General features: G+C 42.8%; 18 protein-coding genes. 11 read left to right on the top strand and 7 right to left on the bottom strand.

From position 1 onward, the window contains the following. Positions 1-244 precede the first annotated feature (244 nt). The 9 genes from JMA39_RS12160 (at position 245) to JMA39_RS12120 (ending at position 7,739) form a co-directional block, all read left to right on the top strand. The gene (locus tag JMA39_RS12160; protein WP_202722130.1) at positions 245-1,003 is read left to right on the top strand and encodes an alpha/beta fold hydrolase; all 759 of its coding nucleotides are present in this window, start codon (positions 245-247) and stop codon (positions 1,001-1,003) included. Positions 1,004-1,100: 97 nt separating this feature from the next. Then, the gene (locus JMA39_RS12155) at positions 1,101-1,322 is read left to right on the top strand and encodes a DUF2788 domain-containing protein (RefSeq protein ID WP_202722129.1); all 222 of its coding nucleotides are present in this window, start codon (positions 1,101-1,103) and stop codon (positions 1,320-1,322) included. 11 nt (positions 1,323-1,333) lie between these two features. Continuing rightward, on the top strand, positions 1,334-1,606 hold the full coding sequence (gene ybfE, locus JMA39_RS12150) for a LexA regulated protein (RefSeq protein ID WP_012155288.1): 273 nt from the start codon (positions 1,334-1,336) through the stop codon (positions 1,604-1,606). A gap of 56 nt (positions 1,607-1,662) precedes the next feature. Then, a complete protein-coding gene (gene fldA, locus JMA39_RS12145) occupies positions 1,663-2,190 on the top strand; it encodes a flavodoxin FldA (RefSeq protein WP_202722128.1) in 528 nt (175 codons plus the stop codon). A 146-nt stretch (positions 2,191-2,336) separates the two neighbouring features. Next, positions 2,337-3,530 (top strand): elongation factor P maturation arginine rhamnosyltransferase EarP, encoded by a 1,194-nt coding sequence (gene earP / locus JMA39_RS12140; protein ID WP_202722127.1) that lies wholly within the window; start codon positions 2,337-2,339, stop codon positions 3,528-3,530. Between the two features lie 44 nt (positions 3,531-3,574). Further along, entirely contained in the window at positions 3,575-4,135 is a 561-nt protein-coding gene (gene efp, locus JMA39_RS12135; protein ID WP_202722126.1) for an elongation factor P, read from the top strand. Positions 4,136-4,470: 335 nt separating this feature from the next. Then, complete coding sequence (locus JMA39_RS12130; RefSeq protein ID WP_202722125.1) at positions 4,471-5,685, top strand: pyridoxal phosphate-dependent aminotransferase; 1,215 nt, start codon at positions 4,471-4,473, stop codon at positions 5,683-5,685. A gap of 114 nt (positions 5,686-5,799) precedes the next feature. Further along, on the top strand, positions 5,800-6,387 hold the full coding sequence (gene yfbR / locus JMA39_RS12125; protein WP_202722124.1) for a 5'-deoxynucleotidase: 588 nt from the start codon (positions 5,800-5,802) through the stop codon (positions 6,385-6,387). A 17-nt stretch (positions 6,388-6,404) separates the two neighbouring features. After that, positions 6,405-7,739: an anti-phage deoxyguanosine triphosphatase gene (locus JMA39_RS12120; protein ID WP_202722123.1), complete on the top strand. Its 1,335-nt coding sequence runs from the start codon at positions 6,405-6,407 to the stop codon at positions 7,737-7,739. 101 nt (positions 7,740-7,840) lie between these two features. Here the strand turns inward: JMA39_RS12120 and JMA39_RS12115 are convergent, their stop codons facing one another. Next, complete coding sequence (locus JMA39_RS12115) at positions 7,841-8,464, bottom strand: YchE family NAAT transporter (protein WP_202722122.1); 624 nt, start codon at positions 8,462-8,464, stop codon at positions 7,841-7,843. A 329-nt stretch (positions 8,465-8,793) separates the two neighbouring features. On the opposite strand from JMA39_RS12115, the gene adhE reads away from it, so the two are divergent. Further along, positions 8,794-11,409, top strand: coding sequence for a bifunctional acetaldehyde-CoA/alcohol dehydrogenase (gene adhE / locus JMA39_RS12110; protein ID WP_202722121.1), 2,616 nt, complete (start codon positions 8,794-8,796; stop codon positions 11,407-11,409). Between the two features lie 96 nt (positions 11,410-11,505). Here adhE and JMA39_RS12105 read toward each other — a convergent pair whose 3' ends face one another. From JMA39_RS12105 to JMA39_RS12080, 6 genes are all read right to left on the bottom strand, one after another. Continuing rightward, positions 11,506-11,850, bottom strand: a complete 345-nt coding sequence (locus JMA39_RS12105; protein ID WP_202722120.1) for a ribosomal maturation YjgA family protein — start codon at positions 11,848-11,850, stop codon at positions 11,506-11,508. Between the two features lie 168 nt (positions 11,851-12,018). Then, positions 12,019-13,395 (bottom strand): cell envelope integrity protein CreD, encoded by a 1,377-nt coding sequence (gene creD, locus JMA39_RS12100; RefSeq protein WP_202722119.1) that lies wholly within the window; start codon positions 13,393-13,395, stop codon positions 12,019-12,021. Positions 13,396-13,468: 73 nt separating this feature from the next. Then, positions 13,469-14,941 carry a two-component system sensor histidine kinase CreC gene (gene creC, locus JMA39_RS12095; RefSeq protein ID WP_202722118.1) on the bottom strand — a complete coding sequence of 491 codons (1,473 nt, stop codon included), beginning with the start codon at positions 14,939-14,941 and terminating at the stop codon, positions 13,469-13,471. Then, positions 14,941-15,645, bottom strand: a complete 705-nt coding sequence (locus JMA39_RS12090; RefSeq protein WP_237732801.1) for a response regulator — start codon at positions 15,643-15,645, stop codon at positions 14,941-14,943. Before JMA39_RS12090 ends, creC begins: the two co-directional genes overlap by 1 nt. Positions 15,646-15,985: 340 nt before the next feature. After that, on the bottom strand, positions 15,986-18,157 hold the full coding sequence (locus JMA39_RS12085) for a malate synthase G (protein ID WP_202722117.1): 2,172 nt from the start codon (positions 18,155-18,157) through the stop codon (positions 15,986-15,988). 256 nt (positions 18,158-18,413) lie between these two features. Further along, entirely contained in the window at positions 18,414-19,358 is a 945-nt protein-coding gene (locus JMA39_RS12080) for a LysR family transcriptional regulator (RefSeq protein WP_202722116.1), read from the bottom strand. A gap of 110 nt (positions 19,359-19,468) precedes the next feature. On the opposite strand from JMA39_RS12080, the gene JMA39_RS12075 reads away from it, so the two are divergent. Next, entirely contained in the window at positions 19,469-21,052 is a 1,584-nt protein-coding gene (locus JMA39_RS12075) for an isocitrate lyase (protein WP_202722115.1), read from the top strand. The last annotated feature ends 146 nt before the right edge of the window (positions 21,053-21,198 follow it).

Here is a 21,198-nt window from a genome sequence, read left to right as displayed (position 1 = left end):
GGTGTTCTTAAATGCGATCCTGTCGCATCGCTATCCCGAATTATCGGCTCAGTGTAGCGAGGTTTAGAGTCTTGATAAAGCGTCAATAAATGAAAACTGCGATCCAAGGATGAAAGAGTCCATTTACTAAGCCGTATCTGTATAAAAAAACATCGCAATGTAGCTGTTTTATGATGCGTTCTTGGATTTTTAATTAAACCTAGGCACAATCTGCGCCACAGTAAGTACAACAAACGGTAGCAAAATGCACTACGTCACGAGCGGTCAAGGCCCTGTTGTCATTCTTATTCATGGCTTATTTGGTGACCTTGATAATCTTAAAGCCCTAGCAAAAGCACTCGAAGACAGTTTTACTGTGGTCAGGGTTGATATACTGAATCATGGCGCAAGTCCATCTGTTGCCAATATGGATTACCGCTCTCTTGCAGACAGCATGGCTAAGTTGATTCAACAGTTACCAGGCAGTCAAGCCATTCTCGTTGGCCACTCAATGGGGGGCAAGATCGCGATGGCCACGGCCCTTTGTTACCCAGAGCTTGTTAGTAAGCTGGTGATTGCCGATATCGCACCTGTTGCCTATGAAAGTCGCCACGATAAAGTCTTTTCCGCATTAGAGTCTATGCCGCTAGCAGAGATCAAAGATCGCCGCCAAGCGCTCGCTCATATGAAAAATTGGGGGATTGATGATGGCACTGCCCAATTCCTGTTGAAGTCCCTCACCCGAGCAGCACAAGGTTTTAGCTGGAAAATGAATCTCACCGGACTCAAGGCAAGTTACGCAAATATCATAGATTGGCCTACGTTCTCTCACTCTTATCAAGGCCCCTGTTTATTTGTTCGCGGTGGTGACTCAGATTACGTTAGCGCCGAACACAGACAAGCCATTATAACGCAATTTCCAACAGTTAAAGCCAAAACGATTGAAGGGACGGGTCACTGGCTTCATGCGCAAAAGCCAACCATTTTCAACCGAATAGTCAAAGATTTTATTACAAATAATTAGGCTAATTTTCGCCGCAGAAAGCTGTAAAGCATATAGCCGCTCGAAAACTTATATGGTATATTCGCGCAACTTTTTTTAGCCTAGAAAGGAATGGCGAATGTTGATGCAATATATGGAGCAGATTGAAGCACTCGGCTTAAACCTGTTTTTTGCAGCCATTTTCTTTTTTATTGGTATGGCTATCAGAGATGTACTCAGACAAGGCAATGTGCCAACGTTTGGGCGAAACATCGTTTGGCTTGTTTTATTTCTCGGCTGCGCCGGGTTTATTGCAAAAGGGATTATACAGATGACCTGGGAAAGCTCAGGTATCGGGTAAATACGAACTCAATGGCAAAAGAAACATCAGATAGAACCACCATTGATCTGTTCGCAACAGAAAAGCGACGTGGTCGGCCTCGCAGCAATCCATTGCCTCGGGACCAACAGCTCAAAATCAATAAAAGAAACCAAATTCAGCGTGACCGTGCAAACGGATTAAAACGAATAGAGTTAAAGGTGTCACAAGATTTGTACGACGCCTTGAATGAACAAGCTTTGGCCAGTAATATCAGCCGCAGCCAACTAATCGAATCTATACTGCAAAAGCTGGTTAGTAACTAAACCACTTTCTAAACACGCATACCATTAATAGTTAACTAGATATTAAAGGAACAACAATGGCAACAGTAGGTCTTTTTTTCGGGTCTGATACAGGCAACACCGAAGCCGTCGCCAAAATGATCCAGAAGAAACTGGGTAAAAAAATGGTTGAGGTAAAAGATATTGCCAAAAGTACCAAGGAACAGATTGCAGATTACGATCTGCTTATTTTCGGCATTCCAACTTGGTATTATGGTGAAGCACAATGTGACTGGGATGATTTCTTCCCTGAACTTGAGCAGATCAACTTTGAAGATAAGTTAGTCGCAATCTTTGGTTGTGGTGACCAAGAAGATTACGCTGAATACTTCCTCGACGCGATGGGCATGGTCAATGAAATCGTTGAAGCACGTGGCGCTGTCGTGATTGGTCACTGGCCTACTGAAGGCTATGATTTCGAAGAATCAAAAGGTTTAGCAGACGACAAGCATTTTGTGGGTCTGGGTATTGACGAAGATCGTCAGCCAGAACTAACAGAAGAGCGCGTTGATGCTTGGGTTAAACAGATCTACGAAGAGATGTGTTTAGCTGAGCTAGAAGACTAAGAATCGCAGTATAAAGCCATCGTTTGCTTTATCGCATTACAGTAAAAGCGGCATATCATTATGCCGCTTTTTTGTCTCATTAATAACGCGAGTCAATAGCCTCTTATACTGTCTCGTATAGAGCTGATCCAGTGAGTTTTTGTAATATGACAAGTCAAAATAACCCAGAACGTTGGGATATCTTTTGTGCAGTCGTTGATAATTATGGCGATATTGGCGTCACATGGCGACTTGCAAAACAATTGTCTGCTAAGCATCGCATTGCTATCACCCTTTGGGTCGATGATTTAAAAAGCTTCTCGCACATACTTCCTGCATTAGATCCAGCTTTACCTAGCCAGATCCATTTCGGTGTCACCATCAATCAGTGGTCTGATCCATTACCTATCTTATATCAAGCTGGTAATGTGCTTATCGAGGCCTTTGCGTGTGAATTACCCGAACAAGTAAAAACTCGTTTAATCTCCATGCATCAAGCATCCAAGCTCGATCCAAACGCAGAAAGGCCGCCCTTGTGGCTCAACCTTGAGTACCTCAGTGCAGAATCTTGGGTCGAGGGGTGTCATGGCTTACCTTCAATGCAAGCGAGTGGATTAAAGAAGTACTTTTACTTCCCTGGTTTTACCGCGAAAACTGGTGGACTTATTTGTGAAAATGAGCTTTTTGAAAAGCGTGATGCTTGGCAACGAGAGCCGCAGAATCGACTAGATCTGTTTTCCAGCCTCGGTCTAAGTGGTATAACAGCTGACGATGAAGTCGTTAGCGTTTTTAGCTATGAATCAAGCACGCTACAGGCACTTTGTGAAGCGTGGCAAAATAGTGAGCACACCACGCATGCGTTATTCCCTAAAGGGCGTAGCCTTAATAGCTTACAACCAATACTTCCCTGTTCTGTTGAAACACTCACAGCGGGAACTCAGATCAAGCTTGGAAATTTAGTCATCCACATTTTGCCAATGACTGACCAAGAGGGTTACGATAAGTTACTTTGGAGCTGTGATTTTAATATTGTACGTGGCGAAGATTCATTTTTAAGAGCCCAATGGGCTGCAAAACCCTTCATTTGGCACATATATGCTCAAGAAGACGACTATCATCTAATAAAATTAGATGCCTTTATGCAGCTTTACTGTAATAATCTGCCGCCAGAATTAGCTAAAAGCTGGAAAGCGTTAAATCTTGCCTTCAATAAAGAGCAGCAAGAGCTGACTGTTAGCCACTGGCAAAAACTAAATTTAATCGGTCTGCCACTATTGCGACACGCAAAACAATGGCCAATCGATGCGATAAATGATGTAGATCTTGTTTCTCGACTAGTTCAATTCGTCAAAAATAGCTAAGATACTACGTTTAAATAGAAAAACCTAAAATAGGAAATAGTGTAATGAAAACTGCTCATGAACTCCGTCCTGGTAACGTGATCATGTTAGATGGCAGCCCATGGGTTGTTCAAAAAACTGAAACAACTCGTTCTGGCCGTAACGCTGCAATCGTTAAATTAAAACTTAAGCACGTTCTACAAGATTCTACTACTGAAAGCACCTTCAAAGGTGAAGACAAGATGGAAGATATCATTCTAGAGCGTCTTGACTGTACTTATTCATACTATGCAGATCCTATGTATGTATTCATGGATGCAGAATACAACCAGTATGATGTTGAAGCTGAGAACCTAGGTGATGCAGCAGCATATATCGTTGACGGTATGGAAGAGAATTGCCAAGTAACTTTCTACGAAGGCAAAGCAATTTCAGTTGAACTTCCAACTTCAGTTGTTCGTGAAGTGACTTATACTGAGCCTTCAGCTCGTGGTGATACTTCAGGTAAAGTGATGAAGCCTGCTACTATCACTGGCGGTGGTACGCTAAGTGTTGCTGACTTCGTTAAGACTGGCGATATGATCGAAATCGACACTCGCACAAACGAATTCAAGAAGCGCGTTTAATTTTTTAAATCGCCTTATCAAGCCAGCGTTTACGCTGGCTTTTTTTGTTTCCGCATTAGCAAATGCTAAAAATCGCGACCGAAGTAGCAAATAAATGATTTAGACTTTAAATAGTGTGATCGAGAAAAGCACAATACTAACGACTGGCACCACCACACAAAACAGTGAATTATTTCAAATTGAGCAATTTAAACCAATCAAGCCCGAGCAATCATCTTCAAACACCACTCAAATCAGTGAATTAATCCTTTATTTGTCCTATGAATTTGGTTATTGTGCCTGCATCAAAGTTAAAGTCATTTCTGACTTATGTTTTATGCATTTTCGAGGTGTAGATGCGCCCTATTATCAAGTCCAATAAATTAGATTCTGTTTGCTACGACATTCGTGGTCCAGTGCATAAAGAAGCACGTCGACTCGAAGATGAAGGCCACAGGATCCTTAAGCTAAATATCGGTAACCCTGCACCATTTGGATTTGAGGCCCCAGAAGAGATCGTCCGTGATGTTATTCTAAACTTACCAAGTGCACAGGGCTATTGCGAATCTAAAGGCTTATTCTCGGCGCGTAAGGCCATCGTTCAGCACTACCAGTCTCAAGGTATTTTTGGTGTAGATATCGAGGATATCTACATTGGTAATGGTGTTTCTGAACTGATCGTTATGGCGATGCAGGGTTTATTAAACAGCGGAGACGAAATACTCGTTCCCTCACCAGATTATCCATTGTGGACTGCTGCGGTTCATCTGTCAGGCGGCAAGGCGCAGCATTACCGCTGTGATGAAGAGTCAGACTGGTTCCCGGATCTGGAAGATATTAAAAATAAGATCACTCCAAGAACTCGCGGTATCGTGTTGATTAACCCGAATAACCCAACGGGCGCCGTTTACTCTAAAGAGCTTATCCTTGAAGTGATTGAGCTTTGTCGCCAAAACGATATGATTCTGTTCGCCGATGAGATCTACGACCGAATTTTATATGATGAGGCAGTACATATCCCGGCTGCTAGCCTTTCTGACGATATCCTAACGGTGACTTTTAACGGTCTATCAAAAGTCTATCGTGCGGCGGGGTTCCGTATGGGCTGGATGATGCTGACTGGTAACCTAAAGGCTGCCAAGAGCTACGTCGAAGGCTTAGATATGTTGGCCTCTATGCGTCTTTGCGCAAACGTACCGAGTCAGCATGCTATTCAAACTGCATTAGGCGGCTATCAGAGCATTCAAGAGTTAGTGCAGCCAGGTGGACGATTACGTGTACAGCGTGACGCCTGTGTTGAGATGCTTAACTCCATTCCAGGTGTGAGCGTAAAGACACCTAAAGGGGCTATGTATGCCTTTGCTAAACTGGACCAAAAGAAATTTAACCTGCGTGATGATGAACGTTTAGTGTTGGATTTATTAAAAGATCGTAAGATTTTACTCGTGCAAGGCTCAGCGTTTAACTACCCTGAACCCGATCATGTGCGTGTGGTGTTCCTGCCTTACAAAGAAGAGCTGACCAAAGCACTATCTGAGTTTGGTGACTTCTTAGGCACCTATAAACAATAGTTTAAGCTAAGTCATTCATTAAATCGCATCTAATAAAACGGCCTTCGGGTCGTTTTTTTGTATGACTTCTATGCTAATCTGAATTGGTTCGACTCCTAACCGAAAAGGAATGTAATGAGCCACTTATTTGCCCACCTAGCTAGAATGAAATTAATTCAACGCTGGCCACTAATGTACAATGTTCGCACTGAAAACGTTCAGGAACACTCGTTACAAGTCGCTATGGTAGCACATTCACTTGCATTGATTAGCAACAAAAAATTTCAAGGCAACTACGACCCTTATCAAGCCGCAACCATCGCTATCTTTCATGACGCCAGTGAAATCCTAACAGGCGATCTACCGACACCGGTAAAGTACTTCAATAAGGAGATAGAAGCCGAGTACAAGAAAATTGAAGCGATTGCCGAGCAGCGTTTACTCGAAATGGTACCTGAAGAGTTTAAAGAAGATTATCAGTCCCTGCTCACTAGCGAATATGCAGATGGTGAATACAAGGCATTGGTAAAATCCGCCGATACGCTCTGTGCTTACCTTAAATGCTTAGAGGAGAAACGTGCTGGCAATACCGAGTTCAATACCGCACAAAAACGACTAGAACAAAGCTTAAAGAACGACCCTAATCCTGCAGTCAATTATTTCATCGAGAGTTTTATTCCAAGTTTCACCTTAGATCTAGACGATATCAATAAGCTGCTATAGGGCATAAAGGAGCTGTTATGACACACCTAGTTTGGAATGAAAGACGTCTTGGGGAAGATAAACACAGGCGTAATGATCATAGAAGTCCCTATCAGCGAGACCGTGCACGCATACTTCACTCCGCTGCATTTAGACGCTTACAGGCTAAAACTCAGGTATTAGGTGTCGGCATGAATGATTTTTATCGTACTCGCCTCACCCACTCTCTTGAAGTGTCACAAATTGGCACTGGTATCACCGCACAACTAAAGCAAAAGCAACCTCAATTTAGTCATTTGATTGATTCAATGAGCCTTATCGAATCTTTGTGTCTTGCTCACGATATTGGTCACCCTCCTTTTGGGCATGGCGGTGAGGTCGCCCTCAATTATATGATGAGATCCCATGGTGGCTTTGAAGGCAATGGTCAAACATTTCGCATATTAACGCGGCTTGAACCTTATACTGAACATTATGGAATGAATCTTTGTCGTCGTACACTATTGGGGATCTTAAAATACCCTGCGCCCCACTCTCAACTGTGTAGTATAGAACTAGCTACCGAGGTTGGTGATTTCAGACAGTTAAAGCCCTCAAAGTGGCCGCCAGTTAAAGGGATCTTCGATGATGATGTTGAGATCTTAGATTGGGTCTTAGCACCGTTAACTGACCAGGACAGACAGCAATTCCTATCGAGTCATATAACCAATGACTTCAAGCATAAGCGAACTCGCTATAAATCCTTAGATTGCTCAATCATGGAGCTGGCAGATGATATTGCCTATGCAGTACATGATTTAGAAGATGCCATAGTGATGGGAATCGTCAGCGAACAGCAATGGCTGTGTGATGTATCCAAGCCACTCTGCAATAGCCCGGATGCATGGCTCAAAAAAGAGTTTGCCACTATCAGTCAGCGGCTATTCTCTTCAAAACATCATGAGCGTAAAGACGCGATCGGCACCCTAGTGAATGGCTTTGTTACTGCGATTTCAATTACAGAGGCTGCAGGTTTTGATGAACCATTATTAAAGTACAATGCCGCATTGGAAAGTGCTTTTGCTGACGCCCTCAATATATTAAAACAGTTTGTCTATAAATACGTGATCCGCAAACCCGAAATACAGATGCTTGAATATAAAGGGCAGCAGATAGTGATGGAGCTATTTGAAGCGTTTATCTCCGATCCCGAAAGACTACTACCTGTTAATACTCAGGAGCGGTGGATCGCAAGTGAACGCTTAGGTGAAAATAGTCACAGAGTAATTGCTGATTATATTTCGGGGATGACAGATGGATTTGCAGCTAGGTTACACCAACACCTGTTCAGTGCTAAATCCCACTCTATGATGGACTTTAACAGTGATTTCTAGATTTTAACTCCCCCTGTTAACACGAAAGGCACCAAAGGGTGCCTTTCGTTGTTTATCTATTTTTCTGCGCTTTGAATTATCACTACTTATAAAGCGTTAGGCTAACCTGGATAAAAACCTTTCACACCCGCTGCAATCACTTCGATACCAATCGACAACATTATCAGACCCATTAGACGGGTGATCACGTTAATGCCTGTATTACCTAATATTTTAAAAATGATCGGTGCCATTCTAAACAGTAAAAAGCTCAAAATACCAAACACAACGATGGCAAATGACATTCCGAAAAGGTTTTGTAGGCTATTATGCTCAGCAGAGGAAACAATCACTGAACTGATCGCACCAGGCCCCGCCATGAGTGGCAGAGCCAAAGGTACAACAGCGACAGAATCCATTGCAGAGGCTTCACGTCCCTCTTCTTTGTTGCGCTTAACTTCACCTAATTTACCTTGCAGCATCGACATAGCAATAATGGCGATTAGAGTACCGCCGGCAATTCTAAATGCCGAAAGTGAAATGCTAAACATGTTAAGAATATGCTGGCCTGCAAATATCGTTACCAGCAAAATCACCACAACGGCGAAGTTGGCGACTTTAGCCGTTTGATTACGCTCTGCTTCAGTCTGGTGGCTAGTTAAGCTAACAAAAACCGGTAATAAACCAAAAGGATTGATTATCGCAACTAAGCCGAGAAAAAATTTAACATAGAGTGTTAAATCCACCGTGGTATCCTCAACGCGCCCAAGGCGTTATCTGTTCATAAAATGTGGCGCTACTCTAACTCATGCACCTAAAAACAAAAAATGAGATTTTCTATCCTAAATCACAACTTTGAACAATATTTTATATTCAAGCGGGAAAGTAACGACCGATAAAACCCTTAAAAATGTCATTATTCTGGTTATAAAATTACATTAGACCGTTAAGTTGCGCTCTTCGTCACAGCAAATAGCCTTAATTGAGTGTAATTTTTCTTCATCAAAAGAATTTTAGAGCACCAGAGAATGTTTAGCCAAATACGGTTTGGCTAAATTTTTTCAGGATTGCGACTATGACAGTAACAAATGAGCAAGAACTCAATCTCCTCGTAGAAAAAGTGCGAACAGCCCAGCAGACGTTTGCGAACTTCTCTCAGGAACAAGTCGATAAAATTTTTAGAGCTGCAGCCCTTGCTGCTGCAGACGCGCGGATCTCGTTAGCCAAGATGGCTGCAGCCGAGACCCGGATGGGCGTGATTGAAGACAAGGTGATTAAGAATCATTTTGCCTCTGAATATATTTATAACAAATATAAAGATGAAAAAACCTGTGGGATCCTTTCAGAAGATGCCACCTTTGGTACCATCACTATTGCCGAACCTGTCGGGATAATCTGTGGTATTGTCCCCACGACCAACCCAACCTCTACCGCGATTTTCAAGGCGCTTATCAGCCTTAAGACCCGTAACGGCATCATCTTTTCGCCTCATCCTCGTGCTAAAAACTCAACCACGACTGCAGCCCGTCTGGTATTAGAAGCTGCTGTTGCCGCTGGAGCACCAAAAGATATCATCGGCTGGATTGATGAGCCTTCGGTAGCGCTATCGAACCAACTGATGACCCACCAAGATATCAACCTCATTCTTGCGACTGGTGGGCCAGGAATGGTAAAAGCCGCCTACTCTTCTGGAAAACCAGCTATTGGTGTCGGTGCGGGTAATACACCGATTGTTATCGATGAAACCGCTGATATTAAACGTGCCGTCAGCTCTATTTTAATGTCTAAAACATTCGACAATGGCGTGGTATGCGCATCTGAGCAAGCTGTTGTAATAGTCGATGCCGTTTATGATGCGGTTAAAGAGCGGTTCATCAGTCATGGCGGCTATGTACTTAACCAAGACGAAACTGCCGCAATGCAGAGCGTTATCCTAAAAAATGGTGGGCTCAACGCCGATATCGTCGGTCAAAGCGCAGCGAGCATTGCCAAGATGGCCGGAATCGATGTTCATCCCACCACTAAAGTGCTTATTGGAGAAGTGAGCGATATTGATACAGCGGAAGCTTTTGCCCACGAAAAACTGTCACCGCTTCTTGCTATGTACCGCGCTAACGACTTTGAGGATGCAGTAGATAAGGCTGAAGCCCTAGTTGCGCTCGGCGGCATTGGCCATACATCTGGGTTATATACTGACCAAGACACTCAAACAGAACGAGTTAAGGCTTTCGGGTTTAGAATGAAAACCGCCCGTATTCTAATCAACACACCTGCATCCCAAGGTGGTATTGGCGATCTATATAACTTTAAGCTTGCCCCCTCACTGACCCTAGGTTGTGGTTCTTGGGGCGGTAACTCTATTTCTGAGAACGTCGGCCCTAGTCACTTAATTAATAAGAAAATGGTCGCAAAGAGGGCAGAAAATATGTTGTGGCACAAACTTCCTTCTTCAATCTATTTTCGCCGTGGCAGTTTACCCATAGCCCTAGAAGAGCTAAGCGATAAAAAGCGGGCGCTCATCGTGACCGACAAGTACCTATTTAACAATGGTTACTGCGATGAAACCATTAAGATCTTAAAGAGCCAAGGCCTAGAAACTGAAGTCTTCTATGAAGTCGAAGCTGACCCCACTATGCAGATAGTTAAGCAAGGTGCTCAAGTCGCCCAAAGCTTTCAACCCGATGTGATCATTGCATTAGGCGGTGGCTCACCAATGGATGCAGCCAAAATCATCTGGGTTATGTATGAACATCCTGATGTCGACTTTGCCGATCTAGCACTACGCTTTATGGATATCAGAAAGCGTATCTACAAATTCCCTAAGCTTGGTAAAAAAGCCAAGATGGTTGCAATCCCAACCACCTCGGGCACAGGCTCAGAAGTCACTCCGTTTGCAGTGGTAACTGACGAGCAAACAGGGATGAAATACCCCATTGCTGACTATGAATTAACCCCGAACATGGCCATCGTTGATCCAAATTTGGTGATGGACATGCCAAAGTCACTAACCGCCTTTGGCGGTATCGACGCGGTGACCCATGCTTTAGAAGCTTATGTGAGCGTGATGGCAAACGAATACAGTGATGGTCAGGCTCTGCAAGCACTTGAACTATTGTTTAAACATCTTCCTGATGCTTATGAGCATGGAGCGAGTGCCCCCATTGCCAGAGAAAAAGTTCATAACGGTGCCACTATTGCGGGTATCGCCTTTGCTAATGCCTTTTTAGGGATCTGTCACTCAATGGCACATAAACTCGGTGCTGAGTTTCATTTGGCACATGGGTTAGCGAATGCGTTACTCATCAGCAATGTTATCCGTTTTAACGCCACAGATCTGCCAACTAAGCAAGCCGCTTTTAGCCAATACGATAGGCCTAAAGCTCTGTGTCGTTATGCAAAGATCGCAGAATATTTGAAACTCGAAGGAACCCTAGGTGAAGGCATTAGTGATGAAGAAAAAGTCGAAGCGTTGCTTAAAAAAATTGATGAGCTCAAGGAGACGATTGGCATTCCATGCTCAATCCAAGCAGCTGGCGTCAACGAAGCCGACTTCCTCGCCAAACTCGACGAACTAGCCGAAGATGCCTTTGATGACCAATGCACTGGTGCCAACCCTAGATACCCGCTAATTGCTGAACTTAAACAAGTGTTACTCGCGAGCTATTACGGACAAAATTACAGCGACGAATAACGGCTACATTCACTGTAGTAGTTAACTTAAGCAAAAAAACTAGCCATATTGGGCTAGTTTTTTTGTGATTAGCGTACTTAAATTTTCATATTTTAATTAGTGTACTGAAACACTCGCTTTCATTAGCCGCTCTACAACTAAGCAAACACACCCGCCAACTATGTAAGCCACCATATCGCCCCAATCAAATGTGGCACCAAATATGATGCTCAATAGCGTATCAGGTTCAATCCCTAATAATTCAGCCACCTTAAAGTATTGAGCTATCTCCACTACAAATGCAACCAATACACTGGCGGGAATTAATATTCGATAGGTTAAATTGATAAAACTCGATAAAAAACAATAAAGCCAGATAACGACAAGCACATCACCTAAAGTGGATCTGATAAATCCACCTGTTATAAATAGTGCTATTGCAATTAAAGATAATAATAGCATTAAGCTTATTATTACTCGAGGCAGTGATACTCGAAAATATGAAGCGCCAGGCCAGCTTAATGCAAGGCTTCGGTTGTTACAGCTCATTTGATTATCCTTCTGCTTGCTACAACTTTGATCATATCAAAAGCTTCCATTGGTTTAGCCAGCAAGTTTTTATTCACCCCCTTAAGCTCCACTATTATCAATATGGTTTTTAGGTTCTGTTACTTGGTTATTTACAACTGAGTTTAGAGAAAAGGTTACTTCAGTTTTTTTGTACCAGTCCACATGTCTAGTGATTAACATCAGTAAGCTTAAGATTGCGAAACAAAGTAAGCTTCCCATTAATAAGGCATAGCTTTCAGCCTGCAGCAATCCAAACAACAAACCATAAAGGCCTATTAAACACAGTCCAAATAATTTGCCCAGCTTAGCATTATCCAATATTCCACTAACATAAATACTCAGTAATACTGTTGATGCGACGGCTGACAAAGCGTAGGCCAAATTGAAACCTAGGTGTTCACTCAGGGAAATAAGTAATAGATAAAACACCGCCAATGCTAGACCGACAAAACCATACTGCACAGGGTGCATCAAGCGTGCTTGAAACAGCTCTAACAAAAAGAAACTCGCAAATACAAGCGTAATAACTAGCAATGAATAGTTTACTGCGCGATGGGACTTTAGGTAATGATCAACGGGTTCAATTAGATCTACGCCCATCTGCCTACGATCTAACTCGGTACAAGATGCTGAGTTCATCATGCAAAGATCAAACAATTGACCAATATTTGAAGAAAAATTATTACTCGTCCAGTGAGCACTGAAACCTTTATCTGAAACTTTTGATGAAATCGGTAAAAAGTCACCAGTAAAACTCGGGTGCGGCCAAGGTGAGGTCATCTCGACATTAGAGACTTTACCAATTGGGCTAACTTGAATCGATTCCATTCCTTGCAATATAAAATTGAAATCAAACGTCATCTGGGATGAGATTTGCAGTTGGCTTGGTGCTAAGTTTGTATGAAAGCCTTGGACTAATTGATTAATTCCAGTACCCGGTTTCACTTCAATATTGTCGCCATTTAATGTCATATCCCTCAGTTTTATCAATCCCCTACTGTCGCTCACGCCAACAACCATAGAAATGCTTTTGATCTTTTCTTCGGCTATCTCAGTTAGTGGCTTTAAATCAAACGTACCTGTTAAGTTGCTATCAGCCTGATATAACCGAGCTTGATATATGCCACGATGCTTAGCATAGCTTTCTAAGTTGGCGTTTAAACTAAATGTTTCAGGTAGGAGGTACTTATGGTAGTCGGTAAAATAAGTCTTACCTTCGTGATTAACCATTTCAGTATATTTAACCATGATGAATGGCCCAATGATCCTCTGTTCACCTGTGCTGCTGCGCGCTATCTCATTGCGTACTTCCTCTAACCGAGAGGAGCGTTCAGAGATTAAATTACTTACCATCGACAAAGGGATCTGCAGTAAAACAAAGAGCAAAAGAACAAAACCAAATTTTGTTACGGTCTGATTATTGAGTATATTTTTCACGGGTTTTTCTCCAATTGTTGATAACTGAATATTAAAATCAACAATTGGAGATTGAATGGAGTGAATGTGGAGATTAGATGGAGTTTGTTGTCTGAGGCAAAACAATTGTGACTTGAACGCCTTGCTGAACATTTTCTATTTTAAGCGTACCTTGGTGAAGATTTACGACTTGTTCGACAAAATTTAATCCTAAACCTGTGCTTTTCATCCCGTTTGCTCGTGGTAAAGAATAAAAACGCTCAATAATCCGTGCCATAGCGTACTCTGGAATGGGCGATCCTGTATTATAAATCCTGAGCTCAATTCCCTTGTCCCTCTCTACAAGTGACCATTTAATCGTGCCGTTTGGATCGACAAAATCTATCGCATTATCCATCAAGTTAAAAAGTGCTTGTTTAAATAAAAATACATCACCAAACAAATAAAAATGAATCTGTTCGCCAAGTGAAAATGGTACATCTAACTGACATATCACAGACTTAGCAACAAAGCGCACTTCAGAAGCCTGATTGATTTCATTGATGATTTTATTAAGATTAATTGGCGCTAAAGCATCAAGTTGTGGCATTTTTTCTAATCTAGCCAACTCTAAAAGCTTATCAATTAAATGTTGCATACGGTCACTTTCGCGCTCAATATTGGCCGAGAATCTGTAAACCGTCTCTGCTGATAAGGGCGTTTGCAGTATTTCGCTAGCCCCTTTGATTGCTGAAAGCGGACTTTTAAGTTCATGTGTTAGCGTTTCAACATATTGCTCTACATATTTCTTACCATCAATTTGCTCGCGCATTTTCTCTAAGGCGTTACTTAAGTTCGAATATTCATAAAAGACTCGAAATGTTGGCTTATCGACTTTTTCACCTCGACCCATTTTATCGGCATAGTTTTCCAATTTATGCAGTGCTGAATGGATCCGCCAAGAGAATAAACCACCAGCCATAAGTACAAGACCACTCATTAGTATCATCCAGTACAAAACGTTACGTTTAGATAGGTCTATGTATGGTTGTACTGAACGATTAGCTTTCGCCACTGTTACGCTGCCAATAATCTTATTATCATGATAGACTGGCGCTGCTACGTGCATTACCGTTGATAATGGATCGTTTGGGTCTTCTGTTGTACTGCGAGCGCCATACTGTCCGCGCAAGGTAAGGTAAACATCATTCCACTGGGAGTAATCTTTACCCACATCTTGTTGCCAAGAATCCGCTATTACGATACCGTTTTTATCAGTGATATAAATCCGATGGTTAAATGCTTTTTTACCTAGCTCCCACATTCGAGTTTCAGGCTCGCGCTGGCCATATGTCGTGAGTAACGTTGAAAAACGACTTTCAGCAATACGGTTATTTGCAACCTCTTCTTCTGCCAACACAGCGAGTAAGTTGGCCATGTCAATTAGCGTTTCTTCGGTAGTTTGCCGTACTGTAGGCTTAAGCTCTTTAATGACCGTAGTACTCACCATATACGCAGTAACACCAACAAGGATGAAATACAGCGAAAACAGTCTTAGTCCTAATGGAATTTTTGGCCAGCGATTCATTAAATATCACTCTCACTGTAAAAGTAGCCAAATCCTCGCTTAGTTCTAATGAATTCAGACTGATTAAACGGTTTAAGCTTGCTACGGATCGCTTTTATATGAGAATCGATGTTTCGCTCATATGAAGCGGACGGGGCAATATCTGCAGCAACAAGTAACTGTTCTCGACTTAATACATTGGCGCTCTCATTAATTAGCTTATGCAAGATTTTAAATTCTACTGCCGTTAACCCTAACATATGACCATTGATACAATAATCGAAATTTAAAGGTTGTAAGCTACAACTTGACGCATTTTCAGTCGTTTGCTTATTGTCACTTTCCCCCTTGTGGCTTGTCATTTTTTTAATTCGCAACTTTATTCGAGCCAACATTTCTCTGGGGCTAAAGGGTTTAGTCACGTAGTCATCTGCACCAATTTCCAAACCGACGACTCTGTCAATCTCATCATTTCTTGCAGTTAGAAAGATAATAGGCACATCTGAAAACTCTCGGATAGTTTTGCACAGTTCAAAACCGTTAACATCAGGGAGACCAACGTCTAGCACGACAAGTTCAACCGAGTTTTCAGTTAAATAAGCTAAACCAAGTTCTCCGGCTGCAAACCAACAAACCTTGAAACCATCCATTTCAAGTACATGAATAAGGTTATCAGCAATCGCTGGCTCATCTTCAATAATTACAATTGTTGGTTTAGCGTTCAAAGAGGTTTCCTGTAGATCTAATCGAATAATCAGCAAGCTTAACTTAGTGCGAGGAAAGAATCATATACCTGATGCCAAAAGAATTTGTAATAAAAGACTAAAATTAATGGAGACTAAATAAAGCTTTAGTATTCACTAATTTAACATGGATGCTTTATATCCTATACTGGTAAAATGAATACACTAAAGTGAGAAACGGATAGAGAGAAATAGATGCGTTATACCATCGGAAACCAAGAATTAAAGTCAATAAAAAATCAGCTGTGAACGGACATTCAGAGCTGATTTAACTGTATTCATTTAATTCTACTAACTTGCTAACAGACACAAACCATGAGATTTAACTTACTTTAGCCTCTTTACGATAAGCGTGAAGTAGAGGTTCCGTATAACCTGATGGCTGTTCTTCTCCTTTGAAGATCAGATCGCAAGCAGCTTTAAACGCGACACCATCGAAACTTGGCGCCATCTTTATATAAGCACTATCGGCTTCATTTTGTTTATCGACAACCAGCGCCATCTTCTTAAGTGACGCCATCACCTCCTCTTTGGTGCATACACCATGGTGCAACCAGTTAGCGAGGTATTGTGATGAAATTCGTAGCGTTGCCCTGTCTTCCATCAAACCAACATTATTAATATCCGGCACTTTTGAGCAGCCTACACCTTGGTCTATCCAGCGAACCACATAACCTAAGATCCCTTGAGCGTTATTATCTAGCTCAAAACACTTTTGCTCTTGGCTAAGATTTTCACCCTGGTGCAGCAGCGGAATAGTAAGTAGATCGTCTAAACTTGCGCGCTTACGCTGCTTGAGTTCATTTTGTACTTCATCAACGTTAATCTGGTGATAGTGGGTTGCGTGCAAAACGGCGCCGTTAGGTGATGGGACCCAAGCAGTATTGGCTCCCGCCTTTGGATGACAAATCTTTTGCTCTAACATCGCCGCCATCTCATCTGGCATTGGCCACATGCCTTTACCTATCTGTGAACGTCCTTGTAACCCACATTCAAGACCGATATCCACATTCCAATCTTCATAGGCTTTAATCCACGGCTGCTGCTTCATCACCGACTTAGGTACAAACGGGCCTGCGAGCATAGAGGTATGGATTTCATCGCCGGTTCTATCTAAAAAGCCTGTATTGATAAATACCACACGCTCCTGCGCTGCTCGTATGCACTCTTTTAGGTTCACCGTGGTACGACGCTCTTCATCCATGATCCCGACTTTGATGGTGTTTCGCGACAACTTTAACGCATCTTCTATGCGTGAAAATAGCTCACAGGTGAACTGAACTTCTTCAGGCCCATGCATTTTTGGCTTAACGATATTGACCGAACCTTTGCGGCTGTTACTACGGTTATTATTGTTGCCTTGAAGATCATGCAGCGCCGCAAACACGGTCACCATACCATCGAGGATCCCCTCAGGTACCTCTTCACCATTGCAGTCAAGCACTGCATCATTTGTCATCAAATGACCCACATTACGCACAAAGAGCAAACTACGACCGGGCAGTGTCACATCTCTACCCGTTGCGCCAGTGTAGACTCTGTCATCATTTAGCTCACGTACTATCGCTTTGCCGTTTTTATTAAGTGTCGCAGTTAACTTACCCTGCATGAGTCCAAGCCAATTACGGTAGACCTCGACTTTGTCCACAGCATCGACAGCAGCGACTGAATCTTCACAATCCATAATGGTCGTTACAGCAGCTTCAATAAGTAAGTCTTTAACTCCCGCTAAATCCGTCTGGCCAATAGGGCTGCTGCGATCAATTTGGATCTCAATATGTAGCGCGTTATTAACCAGTAACAATGCAGTTGGGCTTGGCTTTGAACCTCTAAAACCAACAAACTTACTCGGATCTACCAGAGTCGTTTTCTTACCATTTTCCAGCTCTGCACATAAAGCGTCAGATTCTACAAAGTAATGGGTCACTTGGCTGTGTAGGCCAGATGCTAACGGCGCAGCCGTATCTAGAAGGTTTTTCGCAAAAGCGATGACCTTTGCACCACGCAGCGGATTATATTCTGTTGTTAACTCGGCCCCTTCGCTTTGAGGTATTGCATCGGTACCATAGAGTGCATCATATAGACTTCCCCAACGCGCATTGGCCGCATTTAGGGCAAAACGGGCATTTTTTACGGGGACCACTAATTGAGGTCCTGCTTGAGTTGTGATTTCGCTATCTACGTTTTCAGTACTAATAACGAAACTCTCTCCCTCTTCAACAAGATAGCCAATATCCGTTAGAAATTGTTTATATTCACTCGAATCGAAAGGTCGATTGCAATTCCCTTTATGCCACTCATCGATCTGCTGCTGAAGTTGGTCGCGTTTTTGTAATAGTTTGCGATTAAGTGGACCGAGTTCGTTAACGATCTCTTCGAACTTAGTCCAGAATATCTGTGAGCTTATACCTGTCCCTGGACTGATCTCACTGTCTACCAACTCCCAAAGGGATTTTTCGATTTGTAAACCACCTACTCGGATCCGTGAAGTCATAATATGCCCTTATCTCTGTTTTCCGTCTGTTTCTGCTATTAGCATGGCAGCTCGATTAACTGATGCCCTTAGCCCTGATTTATCCATTTTCAGCAATGGGACTTTTCTATATCAACTACCCTATACCAAGCGCTGTCTATTTAGGAAATTTATACCCTTTATGGCCACTATTCACCAAACTGATTACCAATAGCCATTTTGGTGTAAAAAATCATCATAGTTGAAATAGAAGCACTAAATCAGCCACTCAACTAGCTCAGCTGCGACCGAAACTATCTGCGGTTTGAGTGATAAGTTGGCGCATCCACTTATGGGCTGGGTTGTGCTGCAGAAGCGGGCTCCAGGCCATAGTCAGTGCAATAGGCTGGATAACAAACGGCGGCGGTACTATGCAAACACGGTCATTGTTTTCATGCTGCCTTGCCATCTTGCTTGGTATGGTCGCGATCAAATCTTGTTGTTCTGCCAATAAGCAGGCAGCTTGGTAGTGTCTGGTAAAGACAGTTATCCGCCTTTGAACCCCAATCCGAGTTAAGGCTTCATCTACCCAACCGAGCCTCTGTACATCGCCAGGATCCATACCGACTCCCACTCCCATACCCGTTTTACTGACCCAGACGTGATTAGCCTTTAAGTAGCTATCCAGACAAAATTTTTCCAGTACAGGATTAGTTTTACTGATCAAGCAACTAAAGTCGTCACTCCAAAGTACTTTTTGATGAAACGATTGTGGAATACTGTCAAACCGGTTGATAACCATATCCACGCGGCCCTGCTCTACATCGGGGAAGCTGACATCACTAGGGGTCATAATATCGAGAATAACATTAGGCGCTTCGGTGCGCAGCCTTGCGATTAGTGGTGGGATGAGCGTTGCCTCGGCATAATCGCTTGCCATCACTCGAAACACCTGCTCGCTCTCTGCGGCGTTAAACTTGGCTCTTGGCTGTACCGCTTTCTCTAAGCCGATTATCAACTCGCTGATGGTTGGCTGCAGCTCTTGCGCTCGCTCTGTTGGCGTCATGCCCTGACTCGTTCTTATCAGCAGCGGATCATCAAACAGCGTTCTTAAACGCTTTAAGCCATTACTCATGGCTGGCTGGCTGATCCCAAGCTGATCCGCCGCCTTTGTAACATTTTTTTCACGTAATAACACATCTAAATAAACCAATAAATTCAGGTCGATACGAGACATATTCATAAAACAAATACCGGATATAGAAACTATAAATTAGACTTATTTAAACAAATCTTACTAATATTTTCAACGTAATCAATCGCCGCTAATCATATTGTTAAAGGAATAGACACATGACAAATTACAGAACTAACATCGATGAAGCTGCTACCTTGATTAATGCTGAAGGTAGTGCATGGAACGCAATCAACCCAGAGTCTGTAGCACGTATGCGTCTACAAAATCGTTTCAAAACTGGATTAGATATTGCCAAGTACACTGCTAAGATCATGCGTGAAGATATGAACAACTACGACAAAGATTCGTCGCAGTACACTCAATCACTAGGTTGCTGGCATGGATTTATCGGTCAACAAAAGATGATCTCTATTAAGAAACATCTACTGACCACTAAACGTCGTTACCTTTATCTTTCTGGTTGGATGGTTGCCGCACTTCGAAGTGAGTTTGGCCCACTACCGGACCAGTCTATGCACGAGAAGACATCTGTCGCATCACTTATTAAAGAGCTATATACCTTCCTACGCCAAGCAGATGCCCGCGAATTAGGCGGCCTATTCCGTCAACTCGATGCAGCTAGTGAAAACGATAAACCTGCGATTCAGACAAAAATTGATAACTTTGAAACTCATGTGGTCCCCATTATTGCCGATATCGATGCTGGTTTCGGTAACGAAGAAGCCACCTACTTGATGGCTAAGCAGATGATTGAAGCCGGAGCCTGCTGTATTCAATTAGAAAACCAGGTATCTGATGTCAAGCAGTGTGGTCACCAAGACGGTAAAGTTACTGTGCCTCATGTTGAGTTCTTAGCTAAGATCAACGCCGTTCGTTATGCCTTCTTAGAGCTAGGAATCGATGATGGTGTTATCGTTGCCCGTACTGACTCACTAGGTGCAGGTCTTACACAAAAGATTGCAGTAACAAGCGAGGCTGGCGATCTAGGGGACAAGTATAATTCTTTCTTAGAGGTAGAAGCGGTTGATGCGGGCAAACTTGCAAATGGCGATGTGGTATTTCAACAAAACGGACAGCTTGTAAAGCCTGCTCGATTACCAAACGGTCTATTTAAGTTCCGAGCAGGGACCGGTGAAGAGCGCTGTGTGCTTGATTGCATTACCTCTCTACAAAATGGTGCTGATCTGCTTTGGATTGAAACAGAGAAGCCTCACGTTGCTCAGATTGGTGCAATGGTAAATAAGATCCGTGAAACGATTCCGAATGCGAAGCTGGTTTATAACAACTCTCCTTCGTTTAACTGGACGCTCAACTTCCGCCAACAGGTGTTTGATACAATGCAAGAGTCTGGTCAAGATGTATCAGCTTATAACCGTGATAAGCTAATGAGTATCGATTACGACGGCACAGAGCTAGCAGTACAAGCAGATGAGAAGATCCGAACCTTCCAAGCAGATGCTGCACGTGAAGCGGGCATTTTCCATCACTTGATTACTTTACCGACTTACCATACGGCTGCGCTGTCTACCGATAACCTAGCAAAAGAGTATTTCGGTGACCAAGGCATGCTAGGTTACGTGGCTAACGTGCAACGTAAGGAGATCCGCCAAGGTATTGCATGTGTTAAGCACCAAAACATGGCAGGTTCTGATATGGGGGATGATCACAAAGAGTACTTCTCTGGAGATCAAGCTTTGAAGGCTTCCGGTAAAGACAACACCATGAACCAATTTAGCTAAGTCGTCATTATCGCAGTTAGTTTTTGAAGTGGACTAACTTGACGACAATGAGCTAATTACTTAAGGCCTACCCTGTGTAGGCCTTTTTACTTATCATTAAGACCAAACAATTATTAGTCATTCATTTATTTGAACGCAGCTAAGCC

The organism is Shewanella schlegeliana, assembly GCF_016765635.1.
GTDB classification, from domain to species: Bacteria; Pseudomonadota; Gammaproteobacteria; order Enterobacterales; family Shewanellaceae; genus Shewanella; species Shewanella schlegeliana.
The sequence above is the reverse complement of the archived record's forward strand: the minus strand, read 5'-3'. Positions and strand labels throughout refer to the sequence as shown.

Coding starts and splice junctions, on each gene's coding strand:
- JMA39_RS12155 (WP_202722129.1), top strand. CDS start 1,101: ATGTTGATGCAATATATGGAGCAGATTGAAGCACTCGGCTTAAACCTG.
- creC (WP_202722118.1), bottom strand. CDS start 14,941: ATGAATCGCTGGCCAAAAATTCCATTAGGACTAAGACTGTTTTCGCTG.
- adhE (WP_202722121.1), top strand. CDS start 8,794: ATGACAGTAACAAATGAGCAAGAACTCAATCTCCTCGTAGAAAAAGTG.
- efp (WP_202722126.1), top strand. CDS start 3,575: ATGAAAACTGCTCATGAACTCCGTCCTGGTAACGTGATCATGTTAGAT.
- yfbR (WP_202722124.1), top strand. CDS start 5,800: ATGAGCCACTTATTTGCCCACCTAGCTAGAATGAAATTAATTCAACGC.
- fldA (WP_202722128.1), top strand. CDS start 1,663: ATGGCAACAGTAGGTCTTTTTTTCGGGTCTGATACAGGCAACACCGAA.
- JMA39_RS12130 (WP_202722125.1), top strand. CDS start 4,471: ATGCGCCCTATTATCAAGTCCAATAAATTAGATTCTGTTTGCTACGAC.
- JMA39_RS12105 (WP_202722120.1), bottom strand. CDS start 11,850: ATGCTATTATTATCTTTAATTGCAATAGCACTATTTATAACAGGTGGA.
- JMA39_RS12120 (WP_202722123.1), top strand. CDS start 6,405: ATGACACACCTAGTTTGGAATGAAAGACGTCTTGGGGAAGATAAACAC.
- JMA39_RS12080 (WP_202722116.1), bottom strand. CDS start 19,358: ATGAATATGTCTCGTATCGACCTGAATTTATTGGTTTATTTAGATGTG.
- earP (WP_202722127.1), top strand. CDS start 2,337: ATGACAAGTCAAAATAACCCAGAACGTTGGGATATCTTTTGTGCAGTC.
- JMA39_RS12160 (WP_202722130.1), top strand. CDS start 245: ATGCACTACGTCACGAGCGGTCAAGGCCCTGTTGTCATTCTTATTCAT.
- JMA39_RS12085 (WP_202722117.1), bottom strand. CDS start 18,157: ATGACTTCACGGATCCGAGTAGGTGGTTTACAAATCGAAAAATCCCTT.
- JMA39_RS12075 (WP_202722115.1), top strand. CDS start 19,469: ATGACAAATTACAGAACTAACATCGATGAAGCTGCTACCTTGATTAAT.
- ybfE (WP_012155288.1), top strand. CDS start 1,334: ATGGCAAAAGAAACATCAGATAGAACCACCATTGATCTGTTCGCAACA.